The organism is Couchioplanes azureus (genome assembly GCF_014648355.1).
GTDB classification, from domain to species: domain Bacteria; phylum Actinomycetota; class Actinomycetes; order Mycobacteriales; family Micromonosporaceae; genus Actinoplanes; species Actinoplanes azureus.
The window spans coordinates 221,490-236,347 of sequence record NZ_BMQY01000001.1 but is presented as its reverse complement, the minus strand read 5'-3'; the positions used below and the strand labels follow the sequence as shown (position 1 = coordinate 236,347).

The following is a 14,858-nucleotide window of genomic DNA, read 5'->3' as shown; positions in this document are numbered from 1 at the left end:
GGATCTCCGGGCTGTTCACCGGTCGCCGCCGCCGCTGGTGCCGGCACGGGTGTCCGGCACGAGGACCTGGTCTGCGGCGGCGCCGGCGTGCGGGTACAGCGCGAGCAGCAGACCCACGCCGACGAGCAGCCCGACGACGTGCGCGGCAACGTACGCCGGAACCGAGGCGGGGGCGATGCCGGCGAAGGTGTCGGTGAACGCCCGTCCGATGGTCACCGCCGGGTTGGCGAACGACGTGGAGGAGGTGAACCAGTACGCGGCGCCGATGTACGCGCCCACGGCCGCCGGGGCCACCGCGGCACGGCCGGACCGGACCAGGGCGAAGATCAGCAGCAGCAGGCCGGCAGTGGCGACGACTTCGCCGAGCCACAGGTGCGCGCCGGTGCGGGTGGTCTGCGACCAGCTCACCGGCGCGAGGTCGAACATGGCGTTGGCGAGAACGGAGCCGCCGATGGCGCCGAGAGTCTGGGCGATCACATAGCCGCCGAGGTCGCCGGCGGTCAACCCGGTGCGGTAGCGGCGCCCGAGCCACCAGTCGGCGGCGGACACCACCGGGTTGAAGTGCGCGCCGGAGATCGGTCCGAACGTCAGGATCAGCGCGCCGAGGGCGAACGCGGTGGCGACCGAGTTCTCCAGCAGCTGCAGCCCGACGTTGCCCGGGGAGAGCCGGCTGGCCATGATCCCGGAGCCGACCACGGCGGTGACCAGCAGCATCGTGCCGAGGAACTCGGCCAGCAGCCGGCGCGGCAGGGGTGCGGATGTCACGGGCACTCCCGGGCGTTGGCGGCGTTGGCGCGCGCCCGTGCGGCCAGCTCGCCGAGCCGGCCGGCGGCGGCCTCGATCGTCTCGGGCAGCAGCCGGTAGTAGGTGAACCGGCCGCGCGGCTCGGCCACCACGAGCCCGGCCTCGCGCAGCTGGCGCAGGTGCCCGGAGACGTTCGGCTGCTTCGCGCCGGTGTCCTGCACCAAGTGGCAGGTGCACGCCGGTCCGTCGGCCAGGATCTCCACGATCCGGGCACGCAGCGGATCGGTCAGCAACCGCAGTACATCAGGTGAAGCTGATATCAGCACGCCCTGATGAGATCACCTGCGACGCCACCGCGTCCAGCGGATCCCGTACGGCGAAGATGAACGTTCGGTGACCGTCGGCGGTCAGGCGCTCGCGGGGGCGGCGATCTCCAGCAGGGTGCCGAGCTGCCGGAAGGCCTCCGGCTTGACCCAGTAGTACACCCACGTGCCGCGCCGCTCGCAGTCGACGAGGCCCGCCTCGCGCAGCAGCCGCAGGTGATACGAGATGGTCGGACCGGACAGGTCGAACGCATCCGTCAAGTCGCACACACACGCCTCGGTGGTCGAGGCGATCAACGACATCAGCCGCAGCCGTACCGGATCACTGAGCGCCTTGAACATCGGCGCCACCGCACCCGCCTGCTCCAGGGTCAGCGCCTGGACCGCCAGCGGAGTGCAGCACGCCACCGCGGGGCCGGCTTCCCCGGGCCCACTCGACTTAGACATGTCTCTAGCTTGACATCTCTCTAGGCAGGGGTGCAAGCTTGAGCTCTGCTTAGAGAGCTCTCTAGTCAAGCGGAGCTCAGACCCAGGCGGGCAGTGGCCCGCACCGTCCCGAAGGAGATCGACATGACCGCCGAGCCCACCACCTCGACCACCGCCGCCACGTCCGGTTGCGGCTGCGGCACCACCGCTGCCGCCACGGCGGCCAGTGAGCCGGCGCCCGTGGCGAGCCCGTGCTGCGGCACCGCCACGGCGGCGGCCGAGGCGGGTGCCTGCTGCGACCCGAAGGCCAAGACCGAAGCGGTCGCCTCCGGTGCTTCCTGCTGCAACTGACCTTCCCCGCCCATCCGAGGAGAGAACCATGACCTCGTCACCATCCGGCCTGCCGGTCGTCGTGATCGGCGCCGGCCCGGTCGGGCTGGCCGCCGCCGCGCACCTGCACGAACACGGACTACCGTTCCTCGTCCTGGAAGCGGGAACGGGCGTGGGCGCGGCCGTGGCCGAGTGGGGCCACGTGCGGCTGTTCAGCCCGTGGCGCTACAACATCGACCCGGCCTCGCGCCGGCTGCTCGACGCCGCCGGGTGGGCGGCGCCCGACCTCGACGTCCTGCCGACCGGCGCCGACCTCGTGACCGCGTATCTTGAGCCCCTGGCAAAGCTGCCGGCCCTGGCGTCGCACCTGCGGTACGACAGCCGGGTGGTCGGTGTCGCCCGGCTCGGCGTCGACCGGGTCCGCACCGCCGGGCGCGACGGCGCCCCGTTCCTCGTACGGCTGGCCGACGGCACGGAGGTCACCGCCCGCGCGGTCATCGACGCCTCCGGTACCTGGCGCACCCCCAACGCGCTCGGCGCCACCGGCCTGCCCGCCCTCGGCGAGACGGACGCCGCGTCGTTCGTGGAGCCGGCCATGCCGGACGTGCTCGGCGCCGACCGGGACCGGTTCGCCGGCCGGCACACCCTCGTGGCCGGCGCCGGCCACTCCGCCGCCAACACGCTGCTGTCCCTGGCCGCCCTGGCCGAGGAGCACGCCGGCACGACCATCACCTGGGCGATCCGGGGCGCCGGCGCGGCGCGTGCCTACGGCGGCGGCGACGCCGACGCCCTGCCCGCCCGGGGTGCGCTCGGCACCCGGCTGCGCGCGCACGTCACCTCCGGACGGATCACCCTGCTGACGGGCTTCTTCACCCAACGGCTCGAGGTCGGCGACGACCGGGTCACGGCGGTCAGCCGGGACGCCGCCGGCTTCGAGCAGCGCGTGACCGTGGACCGGGTCGTGGTCGCCACCGGCTACCGCCCCGACCACAGCCTCGCCGCCGAGCTGCGGCTGGATCTGGATCCGATCCTGGAGTCCACCCGCACCTTGGCTCCGTTGATCGACCCGAACGAGCACTCCTGCGGCACGGTCCCGCCGCACGGCGTGGACGAGCTCACGCATCCCGAGGTCGGCTATTTCGCGGTGGGAATGAAGAGCTACGGGCGGGCACCGACGTTTCTGATGGCCACCGGCTACGAGCAGGCCCGCTCCGTCGTCGCCGCGCTGGCCGGGGACTGGTCCGCCGCCCGCGACGTGCGGCTGGAGCTGCCGGAGACCGGGGTGTGCTCGACCAGCCTCGTCACCGACGACCAGGTTCCGCGCGCCGAAGCCGGTGGCTGTTGCGGCAGCGAACCCGCCACCCCTGCGGTACCGGCCGGGCGGGGGCTGGCGACCGGGATCCGCGGCGGCCTGGTGACCGTCCCGGCCACCGCGCCCGGCGGCGACGGACAGGGCGCGGCCGGCGGCTGCTGCGGCTGATGACCGTCACCGCTACCGGTGCCGCCCCCATCCTCGCGGTCGAGGGCGGCACCGGCATCCGGCGCGGGTGGGTTGTCGTCGCCGCCCTCGCCGTCACCCAGACCGTCGGCTACGGGGTGCTGACGTACGCCTTCACCGTGCTGCTGCTGCCGATCGCCGCCGAGCTGCACACCTCAACCACGGCGGTCACCGGCGCGATGACCGCCTCGGTGCTGGCGGGTGCTGTGGCGGCGGTCCCGGTCGGGCGCTGGCTGGACCGCCACGGCGGCCGGGTCCTGATGACCGCCGGCTCGGTCCTCGCCACCCTGCTGGTCGCCGCGTGGTCGCGCGTCGACAGCGTCGCCGCGCTCTACGCGGTGCTCGTCGGGCTCGGGCTGACCGGGGCGATGGTGCTCTACGAACCCGCGTTCGCCGTCGTCGTCGCCTGGTTCCCCGACCCGCGCCACCGCGCCACCGCCCTGCTCGCCGTCACTGTGGTGGCCGGGTTCGCCAGCTCGATCTTCCTCCCGCTGACTGGTCATCTCGCGGCCGCGCACGGCTGGCGCACCGCCTTGCTGGTCCTCGCGGGCGTGCACGGTGCGGTCACCATCCCGCTGCACGCCGTCCTCGTGCGCCGCCCCACCCGGCCTGTGCCCGGCGTGGACGATCAATCGGTGGCGGCCCCTCGCCCGGCGTTGCGGATCGTGCTGGCCGATCGGCGGTTCCTGCTCCTGACCGCCGCGTTCGTGGCCCAGGCCGCCGCCCTGTCGACCTTCACGATCCACCTCGTCGCCTACCTGGTCGAACTCGGCCACCCCGCCGCGCTGGGCGCGAGCATCGCCGGCCTGCTCGGGCTGCTGTCGGTCGCCGGCCGCCTCGGCACCACCGCGGCCCAACGCCGCCTGCCACCCACCGCGGTGACTGCGGCCGTCTTCGCCGTGCAAGCCCTCGCCGCCGCCGCCCTGCCTCTGCTCGGCGCGAGCACCGCCGGGGCGGTCACCACGGTCGTCGCGTTCGGACTCGGCTTCGGCGTCGCGACCATCGCCCGGCCGCTCCTGCTCACCCAGCTGTTCGGCACCACCGGCTACGCCACCCTCGCCGGCGCCCTCACCGTCCCGGTCACCGTCGCCAAGGCCCTCGCCCCACTCGCCGCCGCCGGCATCCACGACCTCACCGGCGCCTACCCGGCCGTCTTCGTCTGCATCGGCGTCTGTTGCGCCCTCGCCGCGACCGGCATCGTCCTGCTCGGGCGGCGCTAGCCCGACACCCCCGCCGGTCGGGTGACCGCCCGGCGCATCGGGGCGACCGCCGCTGTCGCCGCCGCATACATCACCAGCCCGTACGCGAGCACGGCCAGAATCACCTGCCCGGCGTCCGGGACGAACGCGGCGACGAACAGCGCCAGCGACAGGTTGCGCACCGTCGTGGTCATCGCCACCGCACCCCGACGCGCCGCTCCACCCGGACCGGGACCGGCGAAGGTGATCAACCCGGCGGCCACGACCACGACGATGACGGCGTACGCGGCGAGCGGCACGTCACCGAGCCGGTGGAGGTTGGCGATCAGAGACCACAGCACAATCCCGGCGAGCAGCACGTCGGCCGTGCGTCGCGCCACGGCGTGCACCCGCGCCGCCAGGGTCGGGCGGCGCGCGCGCAGCCACATCCCGGCCATCAACGGCACCAGCTGTCCGGCCAGGCTGCCCACCACCAGCAGGACCGCACCGCCGGTCGGCAGCGCGCCGAGGCCCAGATGCAGCCGTGCCTCGGCAAGGGTGAGCCAGGCGGGCAGGATCACCAGGCCAGCCAGGGCGAGCAGGGCCTGCAAACTCACCGCCAAGGCCGCGTCGGCGCGAGCGTGGTGGGCCAGAAGTGCCCCGGATCCCCCACCGGGCGCCGCCGCCGCCAACAGCACGCCGGTCGCCGCCGGGCCGGACACGTCGAAGGCGGCTAGCAGCACCAGGGCGAGTCCGGGCATCAGCACCGCATTCGCGATCACCGCCACGGCGACCGGTGCCGGTTGCCTTCGCACCCGCCGCAGCCCGGCCGGGTCCACGGTGGTGCCGACGGCGAGCATCGCCGTGACCAGCAGCGCGGCGAGGGCCACCCCGGCGAGGTTCACCGTGCTTCAACCGGGGCGGCGCGGCGGACACCGGCGGTCAGACGCTGCACGACGTGCGCGGCGTCGCGGCCCACACCCCGCAACGTGGCCGAGGCGATGCCCCGCTGACCCTCCAAGCCCACGAATCCCAGCCCCGGCACAGTGATCGACACGCCCCGATCATGAACCGGATACCCCGTCCCGGCGAGAGCGCCCCGCCCGTCCGGGCCGACACAGCCGGCCAGGTGTGCGACCTGCGGGCGGAAGCCGGTAGCCAGCAGCACCACATCGACCGGCTCCACCCTGCCGTCCGCCCACACCACGCCGTCCGAGGTGAGCCGGGTGAACATCGGCCGCCAATCCGGTCGTCCGGCCCGGATCGCCGCCCGGTAGCTGCCATCGTCGAGCACCCGTACGGTCTTGCCGCGCAGTAACCGGCCCAGGGGCAGCCGCTCCACGCCGGTGCGGTGCAACCACTCGTGCAGGTCCCGCCCGAGCGGGCGCTGCGGCATGAACCGCACCGGCCCCCGCGAGGTGAGCGTCACGGTCGCCACCTCGGCCAACTCGACGGCGATCTGCACCGCCGAATTGCCCGCCCCGACCACCACGACCCGCCGGCCGGCGAACGGCGCCGGGGACCGGTAGCCGGCCGAGTGCAGCACCGAACCGGCGAACGCGTCCATGCCCGGCAGCGCCGGCCGGTGCGGCGATCCGAAGCCGCCACTGCAGGAGACGACCAGCCGGGAGGCGAACTCGCGGCCGTCTGCGGCCCGGGTCACGAAGCCCTGGGCGCTCCGGGTCACCTCGACAGCCCGGGTGTTCATTTCCATCGGCGCATCCAGGCGCTCGGCGTAGGCGGCGAGGTAGGCCACCACCTCGTCGCGGGTCGGGTACCGGTCCGGGTCGCCGGGGAACCGCAGGCCGGGCAGCTCGCTGAAGCGGGCCGGTGAGAACAGGGTCAGGCTGTCGTAGTAGCCCGACCATGATCCGGTCGGTGCTGGGCCGGCCTCCAGCAGCAGCGCGTCCAGGCCGAGGCGGCGGAGCGCGTGGACGGTGGCGAGGCCGGCCTGGCCGGCACCGATGACGACAGTGTCGAGGAGGGTCATGCCCGCCATCGTATCGTCATTTCATGGATTAGCGATATGACGATGTGAGGTAGGGTCGGCGGCGGAGGTAACCGATGTCCGACACACCGACCTTGAGCGAACGGACCCGCGAGTTCCTGCGTGCCCTCGCCAGCGAGAACCGTCAACAGGTCCTTCTGCTGTTCACCGACGGTCAGCCCCGCAGCGTCGGACAGATCGCCGCCGAGCTCGGCATCGGCCAGTCCACCGCCTCCGAGCAACTCGCCGTTCTGCGCCGCGGTGGCATCGTCCAAGCTCGACGCGAAGGCAAGACCGTCTACTACTGCGCCGACGGCGAAGGCATCAGCGAAGCCCTCGACGAACTCCAGGCGATCCTGCGTGGCTGCTGCCCATCGGCCTGAACCGGAAGCCCGGGATGCCAGGGCGCCGGGATCCGAACGGCTCGTGGGCGCTTGGTGCCCCTCCTCGCGCGGCGGGCCATGGGAAGGACGCGCTCAGCGCCGGTGAGTTTCGTACATTCGCACCCACGCCAGCAGCCCGGAGGCGGCGGTGAGGGCCGCGACGACCCAGACAGCGGCGCGGATGCCGGCGAGGTCCGCGACGATGCCGGCGAGGATGGCTCCTACGGCGAAACCTCCGTCGCGCCAAAGCCGGTAGACGCCGACGGCGCGGGCCCGCCAGGCGGGATGCGCGACGTCGCCGATCGCGGCGAGCAGGGTCGGGTAGACCGCGGCGGTCCCGAGACCGAGCAGCACCGCGGCGGCTGTCCAGACGGCGAAGGAGTCGCCGGCGGCGAAGCCGGCCAGCGCGACGGCTTGGACGAGCATTCCCGCGACGATGAACGATTTGCGTCCGTAACGGTCGGACGCAGGTCCGAACGCGACCTGGCCGAGTCCCCACACGGCCGGGTAGAGCGCGGCGAGGGTGCCGATCTGGGTCAGCGACAGTCCGGCGGTGGCGAACAGTAGCGGGAACAGGCCCCAGGCGAGGCCGTCGTTGAGGTTGTTGACCATGCCGGCCTGGCTGGCCGACGCCAGGGCCGGCTCCTGGTAGGAGACCAGGGCGGCGATCTGCCCGGTGCGTAGCTCGCCGCGGTGGGTGCCGTCGGCGGGCTGATGGGCGGCAGCTTCGGCGCGGGCGTGCTCGCGAGTCTCGCGCACGAAGACGAGTGACAGGCCGAGGCCCAGCCCCGCGTAGGCGAGGCCGAGCAGGAACGGTGCCGGGCGCAGCCCGTGCCCGGCGGCGAGCCACCCGGTGGCCAAGGCGGTGCCGGCCACGGCCAGATAGCCGGCGGCCTCGTTGAGTCCCATCGCCAGGCCGCGCCGCGACGGCCCGGCCAGGTCGATCTTCATGATGACGGTCGTCGACCAGGCCAGGCCCTGGTTGATGCCGAGCAGCACGTTCGCGGCGACGATCCAGGCCCACGACGGCGCCCAGATGATCATCAGGGGGACGGGGATGCCGATGAGCCAGCCGGCGAGCAGGACGGGTTTGCGGCCGTAGCGGTCGGCCCACGTACCGGCGAAGAAGTTCGTGACCGCCTTGGTGGCGCCGAAGGCGAGAATGTAGGTCAGGGCGGCGGTGTAGGCGGCGAGGTGGAACTCGCGTTCGGCCAGCAGCGGCAGGACCGTGCGTTCCTGACCGAGGAGTCCGCCGACGAGGGCGTTGACGGCGACCAGCAGGGAGAACTGCGCCAGGTTGGCGCGCAGCCCGAGCTGGACGGGGGCCACGGCGGGGGCGGTCACGCGTCACCGGCCAGAGTGTTGCCGGTGGCGGCGGCCCAGTCGTCCGGCCCGCCGGCGAGGACGGACAGATCGCGGCGGCCGGCGCGTTCGAGAAGGGTGGCGGCGGTCATGGCGCGTTCGCCGTGCCCACACATCACCACTGTGGGTCCCGAGGGCGTGGCGTCGGCGGACTCGTGCAGATCGCCGAGCTCGACGTGCACGGCGGTAGGGAGGTGGCCGGCGGCGTACTCGCTGTTCTGGCGGATGTCGAGCACCCGCCCGGTGACCTCGTGGGGCCGAACGAGCGGGGTGGTGGTCACCTCGCCGCCGCGAGCGATCCAAGCCTTCATGCCGCCGGCCAGCTCCCCGGCAAGCCGGTCGACGCCGACGGTGAGGGCGGGCCAGACGATGTCGGCCGGGTCCTGGTCGGGGTTGCGGACGATGACCACCGCTGTGTCGGGGGCGACGAGCCAGCCGAGCCAGGTGGCGAACTGCGCCCGCAGCGCGATCGACAGGGAACCTGGTATGTGCCCGACGGCCACGTCGGCCATCGGCCGCACGTCGACCACGACCGCGCCGTCATCCATGAGCCGGCGCACCTGCTCCACTGTCAGGGCCGGCAGACCGGGATCCCCGGTGAGGACAGCCGGTCCGCGGCGGTTGGCCTCCGCCAGCCAGCGGAAATACGCGGGGTACGAGCCGAGCGCCGCGAGGAGCTGGTCGACGAAGTCATTCATGCTCGGCGCGGCGAGCAGTGGGTTGCCGGCCTTCTGCGCGCCGATGGTGCTCCACCGGGCCGCGCCGGGCGGGGCGGAGCAGAACGACCCGGCCCCGTGGGTCGGCCACACGAGCGTGGCATCGGGCAGCTCGGCGAGGCGGTGCAGGGAGGCGTACTGCGCGCGGGTCAGTTCCAGGGTCCGGTCGTCGCCGAGCAGGTCGGTGCGGGCAGCGGATCCGACGATGAGCGACCCGCCGGTGAACACCCCTACCGGGGCGGTGCCGTCGAGCAGCAGGAACGACAGGTGCTCATCGGTGTGCCCGGGAGTCGCCAGGGCGCGCAGCGTCAGGCCGCCGAGGTCGACATCGTCGCCGTCACCCAGCCTGCAGTGGTCGAAGCCTCGGTTGCCGGCGGCCGAGGCGAGGATCGTCGCCCCGTCGGTAGCACCCAGCTGTACGGCGCCGCTGAGAAAGTCGGCATGCAGGTGGGTATCGGCGGCGAACGCCACCGCCAAGCCCTGCCGCTCGGCCAGGGAGCGAACGGCGCGCAGGTCGCGCGGCGGATCCACCACCAGGGCGCGGCCATCGCCCAGCTCCACCAACCACGTCGTGTTCCCCAGCCCCTCATCCACGAGGGGATGCACCCGCGGTGCGCCCATGACCATCGCTCCCTCCACCAGGGTTGGATCTCCCGGCTCCGCCAACATACACTCCTCCAAGGAATACTGGAGAAAGGGCGGGATGACGATCGAGGCCTGTGCCTCATGCCTGCGCCCGCGTCGCATCGCCGACGCCGACCTTCTGAGCCACAATCCTGAACAGCACATCTGCGGAAGGGGCACCGGGTGGACCGGCAGGCCAAGGACTCACTGTTCGAGCAGTTCGCCCGCGTGGGCAAGGCGTTGTCCAGCCCCAAGCGGCTGGAGCTGATCGACCTGCTCGCCCAGGGCGAACGCACCGTCGATGCCGTTGCCCGCGCTGCCGGCCTCGGCCTGACCACCTGCTCGGCCCACCTGCAAACCCTCAAGCAGGCCAATGTGGTCGCCACCCGCCGCGAGGGCACGAAGATCTACTACCGGCTCGCCGGCCCCGACGTCGCCGACCTGTTCGCCCGCCTACGCGATGTCGCCACCGCGCACTCCGCCGATGCCGTCGCCGCCCGCGACGCCTACCTCGGCGACCCCGACACCGACGCCGTGGACCGCGACGAGCTGCTACGCCGTCTCAGGAACGGTCAGGTCGTCGCCGTCGACGTACGCCCGGCCGAGGAGTACGCCGCCGGCCACATCCCCGGCGCCGTGTCGCTGCCCCTCGACCAGCTTCCCGAGCGGCTCGCCGAACTGCCGACCGATGTCGAGGTCGTGGCCTACTGCCGGGGCGCGTACTGCGTCATGGCGCACGAAGCCGTTCGTCTGCTCACCGCCCACGGGCGCCGGGCCATCCGCCTGGACGACGGCATGCTCGAATGGCGCCTGGCGGACCTACCCGTCGACACCGCCGCATGAGCGAGCCCGTCATCCTCGACGGTGGCGACCGAAGCTGCGTCCAGCTCCTGCTCGAGCTGCGCAGGCTCGTCAGCGAGGTGCCGGCCGGCACCGTCATCCACCTCGAAGCCACTGACCCCGCGGCGCCACTGGACCTGCCCGCCTGGTGCCACCTCACCGGCCACCACTATCTCGGTGCCATCGCGTCGGATCCGCCGGCCTACGGCATCGAGACGGCCGCAACTGCCAGTCAGACCGATCCCGCAGCGCCATGGCGACCCTCGCAGCGCGTCTCACCCGATCGCGGTGTCGCTCACGGAACCCTCGACCGGCTTTCCGACGCCGCCAGCTCACCGGCAGCGCGAGCATGACGAGTACGCCGCGATGGACTCCCGTGACTCAGCCCGCGCGGCGGTAGTGCATGGCCACCGCGCCGTTGTGGAGCGGCTTCGCCGAGAGCAGCTCGAGCCGGCGCGTGCCGGGCAGCCCGCCCTGGTACAGCGTCGGGCCGTGGCCGGCGATCCTGGGATGGACGAGCAGCTGGTACTCGTCGATCAGGCCCAGCCGGTCGAGCTCGGTCGCGAGCTTGCCGCTTCCGAGGAGGACCCCGGCCGGGGTCGCGTCCTTGAGCTTCTGCACGCCCTCGCGCAGATCGCCGGCGATGTGGTGGCTGTTGGTCCACGGGAAGTCCCTGCGCGTCGACGACACCACGTACTTGGGCTTGGCTTCCAACTTCAGCGCCCACTCGCGCAGGGCCGGTGGCGCCTCCTCGTCGCCGCGGGCGACGGCCGGCCAGTAGCTCTCCATCATTTCGTACGTGACGCGACCCCACAGCATTGCCCCGCCCTCGTCCATGAGACGGGTGAAGAAGGCGTGCGTCTCGTCGTCGGCGATCCCCTCCTGGTGGTCGACGCAACCGTCCAGGGTGAGGTTGAGGCTGAAGGTGAGGAGTCCCATGGCCGGCGAGTCTAAGCCGTAGAGGGGCGGTGACGGCCGGACACAGCCGGACACGATAAGCAAGGCCACTGTGCCTGTCTCGGCAGGTCAGCGGCCTGAAAGTGCTGGTGAGATCTTGTGCCCCCGGCAGGATTCGAACCTGCGCTTTCGCCTCCGGAGGGCGACGCTCTATCCCCTGAGCTACGGGGGCTCAGCGGGTGAAACTCTAGCAGGCCGCCCCGAAGCCTCGCCAATCGGTTCCCCGGCGGGTCGGGCCCGCCGGTTTCAGCCCTGCTGGATCCGCTTGAGCATGGTGTCGATCAGGTTGATCTCGCTCTGCTGGCCGTTCACCATCGTCCGGGCGAGGCCGGTCACGTTCTCCTCGTCGGAGAGGTCGAGGATGGCCTGGGCCATGTGGATGCCGCCCAGGTGGTGCTGGCGCATGAGCGTCAGGTACTGGATGTCCAGGTCCTTGCCGGTGGTCTTGCGCATGGTCGCCAGCTGGTCGGGTGTCGCCATGCCGGGCATCAGGCCGTTGCGAACCGAGCCCTCGGCCCCCGGCATCCAGGCCATCGGGGGCTGCGAGCCGGTGGGGCTCAGGTTCCATTCGCGCAGCCAGGCCAGCATCGTGCTGATCTGGCCGTGCTGGGTCAGGGCGATGTCACCGGAGAGGGTGACGACCTGGGCGTCGGCCGAGTTGGCGTGGGCCAGCATCGACATCTCGACGGCCTGGGCGTGGTGGGTGCTCATGTCGCGCAGGAAGCCGGCCTCGGGGGAGTTCTCCTTGGGGACGCCCAGCAGGCGGGGGCCGGCGAAGCCGGCGCCCGCGCCCAGCAGGAGGCCGAGGACCAGGACGAGTGCCAGCCAGCCCGCCCCGAACCGGTGGCCACCGGTCGGGGTGGGTGCGCCGGCCGGGGCGGCGGCCGAGGCCGCCGCGTCCGGTTCCGGGTCCGTGGAGACTTTCATCAGCTGCCCTGCTGGCCCATGCCCGCGCCGGGGGCGGTGGCCTTGACCGGGCCCGTCGTGGTGTTGCCGTTGGAGCAGGCCGCGTTGGGCTCCTTGGTGGCGTTCAGGCGCAGGTCCTTGATGAACTCGTCGATGCGGTCGTCGTCGGCGTTGTCGACCTTGAGCTGGTAGCCCCACGCCTGGAGCGAGACGTTCTTGTCGAGGTTGGCGACCGGGCTCATGAACATGTAGTCCTTGCCCTCGACCCGCTTCTGCAGCTTGGCGACCTGGTCGGCGCCGAGGCCCTGCTTGTACGTCACCCAGACGGCACCGTGCTCGAGGCTGTGCACCGCGTGCTCGTTCGCGATGGGCTCCGGGTAGATGTCGCCCATGCAGTTCTGCCAGGTGGAGTTGTGCGCGCCGCCCACCGGCGGGTTGGTCACGTAGGTGAGCGGGCCGTCCTTGTGCTCTTGGGAGTCGATCGCCGGGTTCTTCTGCTCCCGGTAGTTGACGATGCCCTCGATGCCGGCGGCGCGGTCTTCCCACGAGCCGCCGCCCTTGATCGAGGCGTACACGCCGTACCCGATGATGCCGCCGGCGAGGAGCACGACGACGGCCGCGACCGCGATCGGGCCCCAGTTGCGGCCCCCGCTGACCTTGACCGGCGTGATCGGCTTGCCCTTGGGCTTCTTGCCGCCCTTGCCCTGGGGCGCCTTGGTGCCGGGCTTGGCGCCGCCCGCGGGCGGCTTGCCCTGCCCCGACGTCTTGTCGACCTTCACGGTGGACGGGACCCGCTCGGGCCCCGGTGTGCTCATACTCATCGTGCCTCGTCAATTCGTGAAGTTGGTCGGGCCGGGCCTGACGGGCAGGCCCCGGTACGCCGCCGGGCGCCAAAGTCTACCCGGATAGCATGGCTCGGTGACTCCCGCTGACCTCGCTGCCACCGTTCTCACAGCTGCGCGTGCCGTATTCGTCACCCGCGGGCTCGACGTCTCCCTGCTGCCGGAGTCGACGACGGTGGAGCGACCCCGAAACCCCGAGCACGGCGACTACGCCTCGACGATGGCCATGCAGCTCGGCAAGAAGGCCGGCGTGGCGCCGCGGGAGCTGGCTTCCGCGCTGGCCGAGGAGCTGAGCAGCCGGCCCGGGATCAAGTCGGTGGAGATCGCGGGTCCGGGCTTCCTGAACATCCGGCTCGACGCCGCGGCGGCCGGGGTGCTGGCGCGCAACGTGGTGCTGGCGGGGCAGGAGTACGGCCACACCGACCGGCTCGCCGGCCAGCACATCAACCTGGAGTTCGTCTCCGCCAACCCCACCGGCCCCGTGCACATCGGCGGCGTGCGCTGGGCCGCGGTCGGCGACGCGCTGGCGCGCCTGCTGCGGGCCGCCGGCGCGCAGGTCGGCACGGAGTACTACTTCAACGACGCCGGCTCGCAGATCGACCGGTTCGCCAAGTCGCTGTACGCGGCCGCCAAGGGGCTGCCGGCGCCGGAGGACGGCTACGGCGGCGCGTACATCGCGGAGATCGCCCAGGCCGTGGTGGACGCGCACCCCGAGGTGCGGGAGCAGCCCGAGGCGGAGGCACTCGAGACGTTCCGGGTCGAGGGCGTGGCGCTGATGTTCGCCGAGATCAAGCAGTCGCTGGGCGAGTTCGGCGTGCACTTCGACACGTACTTCAACGAGAAGGACCTGCACGACCGCGGCGAGCTGCAGGAGGCGCTCGACCGGATGCGCGAGCAGGGCCACGTGTACGAGTCCGAGGGCGCGACCTGGCTGCGCACGACCGACTTCGGCGACGACAAGGACCGGGTGCTGCGCAAGTCCGACGGCGACTGGACCTACTTCGCCGCGGACTGCGCCTACTACCTCGACAAGCGCAAGCGGGGCTTCGAGAAGGTCGTCATCATGCTGGGCGCCGACCACCACGGCTACATCGGCCGGATGAAGGCGATGGTGGCCTGCTTCGGCGACGACCCCACGGTCAACCTGGAGATCCTCATCGGCCAGCTGGTCAACCTGGTCCGCGACGGCGAGCCGGTGCGGATGAGCAAGCGCGCCGGCACGGTGGTGACCCTGGAGGACTTCGTCGACGCCCTTGGCGTGGACGCGGCCCGCTACGCCCTCGCGCGGTTCTCGTCGGACTCGCAGATCGACATCGACATCGAACAGTGGACCCGGGCGAGCAACGACAACCCGGTGCACTACGTCCGCTATGTCGCGGCGCGGACGGCCAGCGTGGCCCGCAACGCCGCCGACGTGGGGCTCAGCCGGGGCGAGCCGGACGACTTCCGTCCGGAGCTGCTCACGCACGAGAAGGAGCACAGCCTGCTCAAGGCGCTGGGCGACTACCCGGGGGTGGTGGCGACGGCCGCCGAGCTGCGTGAGCCGCACCGGGTCGCCCACTACCTGGAGAAGGTCGCGGGGGAATACCACCGCTTCTACGACAAGTGCCGGGTGCTGCCGGTCGGCGACGAGCCGATCACCGACCTCCAGCGGGCGCGCCTGTGGCTCAACGACGCCACCCGAACGGTGATCGCGAACGGTTTGGGACTGCTGGGCGTCTCCGCTCCCGAGAGGATGTAGA

At 72.2% G+C, this 14,858-nt stretch carries 17 protein-coding genes and 1 tRNA gene; 6 read left to right on the top strand and 12 right to left on the bottom strand.

From position 1 onward, the window contains the following. Positions 1–15: 15 nt before the first annotated feature. The 4 genes from IEY99_RS01110 to IEY99_RS01095 form a co-directional block, all read right to left on the bottom strand. Complete coding sequence (locus IEY99_RS01110) at positions 16–765, bottom strand: aquaporin (protein ID WP_189198786.1); 750 nt, start codon at positions 763–765, stop codon at positions 16–18. Continuing rightward, positions 762–1,037, bottom strand: a complete 276-nt coding sequence (locus IEY99_RS01105; RefSeq protein WP_229797977.1) for an ArsR/SmtB family transcription factor — start codon at positions 1,035–1,037, stop codon at positions 762–764. The genes IEY99_RS01110 and IEY99_RS01105 overlap by 4 nt, the downstream gene beginning before the upstream one ends. Positions 1,038–1,151: 114 nt before the next feature. Then, positions 1,152–1,514, bottom strand: coding sequence for an ArsR/SmtB family transcription factor (locus tag IEY99_RS01100; RefSeq protein ID WP_189198784.1), 363 nt, complete (start codon positions 1,512–1,514; stop codon positions 1,152–1,154). A gap of 65 nt (positions 1,515–1,579) precedes the next feature. Next, positions 1,580–1,858: a hypothetical protein gene (locus IEY99_RS01095; protein ID WP_189198783.1), complete on the bottom strand. Its 279-nt coding sequence runs from the start codon at positions 1,856–1,858 to the stop codon at positions 1,580–1,582. A 14-nt stretch (positions 1,859–1,872) separates the two neighbouring features. On the opposite strand from IEY99_RS01095, the gene IEY99_RS01090 reads away from it, so the two are divergent. Further along, complete coding sequence (locus IEY99_RS01090; RefSeq protein WP_189198782.1) at positions 1,873–3,303, top strand: NAD(P)-binding domain-containing protein; 1,431 nt, start codon at positions 1,873–1,875, stop codon at positions 3,301–3,303. Continuing rightward, positions 3,303–4,541: an MFS transporter gene (locus IEY99_RS01085; protein ID WP_189198781.1), complete on the top strand. Its 1,239-nt coding sequence runs from the start codon at positions 3,303–3,305 to the stop codon at positions 4,539–4,541. Before IEY99_RS01090 ends, IEY99_RS01085 begins: the two co-directional genes overlap by 1 nt. Here the strand turns inward: IEY99_RS01085 and IEY99_RS01080 are convergent. After that, positions 4,538–5,404: a hypothetical protein gene (locus tag IEY99_RS01080; protein ID WP_189198780.1), complete on the bottom strand. Its 867-nt coding sequence runs from the start codon at positions 5,402–5,404 to the stop codon at positions 4,538–4,540. The genes IEY99_RS01085 and IEY99_RS01080 overlap by 4 nt on opposite strands. Continuing rightward, positions 5,401–6,489, bottom strand: a complete 1,089-nt coding sequence (locus tag IEY99_RS01075; protein WP_189198779.1) for a flavin-containing monooxygenase — start codon at positions 6,487–6,489, stop codon at positions 5,401–5,403. Before IEY99_RS01075 ends, IEY99_RS01080 begins: the two co-directional genes overlap by 4 nt. A gap of 74 nt (positions 6,490–6,563) precedes the next feature. Between IEY99_RS01075 and IEY99_RS01070 the strand changes: the two genes are divergently transcribed. After that, on the top strand, positions 6,564–6,869 hold the full coding sequence (locus IEY99_RS01070; protein ID WP_189198778.1) for an ArsR/SmtB family transcription factor: 306 nt from the start codon (positions 6,564–6,566) through the stop codon (positions 6,867–6,869). Between the two features lie 93 nt (positions 6,870–6,962). On the opposite strand, the gene IEY99_RS01065 is transcribed toward IEY99_RS01070, so the two are convergent. Together IEY99_RS01065 and IEY99_RS01060 are read right to left on the bottom strand one after the other, a co-directional pair. Next, positions 6,963–8,213, bottom strand: a complete 1,251-nt coding sequence (locus tag IEY99_RS01065; protein WP_189198777.1) for an MFS transporter — start codon at positions 8,211–8,213, stop codon at positions 6,963–6,965. Further along, positions 8,210–9,568 carry an MBL fold metallo-hydrolase gene (locus IEY99_RS01060; RefSeq protein ID WP_189198776.1) on the bottom strand — a complete coding sequence of 453 codons (1,359 nt, stop codon included), beginning with the start codon at positions 9,566–9,568 and terminating at the stop codon, positions 8,210–8,212. The genes IEY99_RS01065 and IEY99_RS01060 overlap by 4 nt, the downstream gene beginning before the upstream one ends. A 186-nt stretch (positions 9,569–9,754) precedes the next feature. Between IEY99_RS01060 and IEY99_RS01055 the strand changes: the two genes are divergently transcribed. Continuing rightward, positions 9,755–10,414, top strand: coding sequence for an ArsR/SmtB family transcription factor (locus IEY99_RS01055; protein ID WP_189198775.1), 660 nt, complete (start codon positions 9,755–9,757; stop codon positions 10,412–10,414). Continuing rightward, entirely contained in the window at positions 10,411–10,764 is a 354-nt protein-coding gene (locus IEY99_RS01050; RefSeq protein ID WP_229797975.1) for a sulfurtransferase TusA family protein, read from the top strand. The genes IEY99_RS01055 and IEY99_RS01050 overlap by 4 nt, the downstream gene beginning before the upstream one ends. A gap of 28 nt (positions 10,765–10,792) precedes the next feature. Here the strand turns inward: IEY99_RS01050 and IEY99_RS01045 are convergent, their stop codons facing one another. The 4 genes from IEY99_RS01045 to IEY99_RS01030 form a co-directional block, all read right to left on the bottom strand. Continuing rightward, complete coding sequence (locus IEY99_RS01045; protein WP_189198774.1) at positions 10,793–11,350, bottom strand: dihydrofolate reductase family protein; 558 nt, start codon at positions 11,348–11,350, stop codon at positions 10,793–10,795. A gap of 118 nt (positions 11,351–11,468) precedes the next feature. Then, positions 11,469–11,540: transfer RNA gene (locus IEY99_RS01040), tRNA-Arg, on the bottom strand. Between the two features lie 74 nt (positions 11,541–11,614). Further along, on the bottom strand, positions 11,615–12,295 hold the full coding sequence (locus IEY99_RS01035; protein WP_189198773.1) for a DUF305 domain-containing protein: 681 nt from the start codon (positions 12,293–12,295) through the stop codon (positions 11,615–11,617). Beyond that, positions 12,295–13,095 carry a thioredoxin-like domain-containing protein gene (locus IEY99_RS01030; RefSeq protein WP_189198772.1) on the bottom strand — a complete coding sequence of 267 codons (801 nt, stop codon included), beginning with the start codon at positions 13,093–13,095 and terminating at the stop codon, positions 12,295–12,297. The genes IEY99_RS01035 and IEY99_RS01030 overlap by 1 nt, the downstream gene beginning before the upstream one ends. A 97-nt stretch (positions 13,096–13,192) precedes the next feature. Between IEY99_RS01030 and argS the strand changes: the two genes are divergently transcribed. Continuing rightward, positions 13,193–14,857 (top strand): arginine--tRNA ligase, encoded by a 1,665-nt coding sequence (gene argS, locus IEY99_RS01025; protein ID WP_189198771.1) that lies wholly within the window; start codon positions 13,193–13,195, stop codon positions 14,855–14,857. Position 14,858 lies beyond the last annotated feature (1 nt).

Coding starts and splice junctions, on each gene's coding strand:
- IEY99_RS01100 (WP_189198784.1), bottom strand. CDS start 1,514: ATGTCTAAGTCGAGTGGGCCCGGGGAAGCCGGCCCCGCGGTGGCGTGC.
- IEY99_RS01095 (WP_189198783.1), bottom strand. CDS start 1,858: ATGGGCGGGGAAGGTCAGTTGCAGCAGGAAGCACCGGAGGCGACCGCT.
- IEY99_RS01090 (WP_189198782.1), top strand. CDS start 1,873: ATGACCTCGTCACCATCCGGCCTGCCGGTCGTCGTGATCGGCGCCGGC.
- IEY99_RS01085 (WP_189198781.1), top strand. CDS start 3,303: ATGACCGTCACCGCTACCGGTGCCGCCCCCATCCTCGCGGTCGAGGGC.
- IEY99_RS01075 (WP_189198779.1), bottom strand. CDS start 6,489: ATGACCCTCCTCGACACTGTCGTCATCGGTGCCGGCCAGGCCGGCCTC.
- IEY99_RS01070 (WP_189198778.1), top strand. CDS start 6,564: ATGTCCGACACACCGACCTTGAGCGAACGGACCCGCGAGTTCCTGCGT.
- IEY99_RS01060 (WP_189198776.1), bottom strand. CDS start 9,568: ATGGGCGCACCGCGGGTGCATCCCCTCGTGGATGAGGGGCTGGGGAAC.
- IEY99_RS01050 (WP_229797975.1), top strand. CDS start 10,411: ATGAGCGAGCCCGTCATCCTCGACGGTGGCGACCGAAGCTGCGTCCAG.
- IEY99_RS01045 (WP_189198774.1), bottom strand. CDS start 11,350: ATGGGACTCCTCACCTTCAGCCTCAACCTCACCCTGGACGGTTGCGTC.
- IEY99_RS01035 (WP_189198773.1), bottom strand. CDS start 12,295: ATGAAAGTCTCCACGGACCCGGAACCGGACGCGGCGGCCTCGGCCGCC.
- IEY99_RS01030 (WP_189198772.1), bottom strand. CDS start 13,095: ATGAGTATGAGCACACCGGGGCCCGAGCGGGTCCCGTCCACCGTGAAG.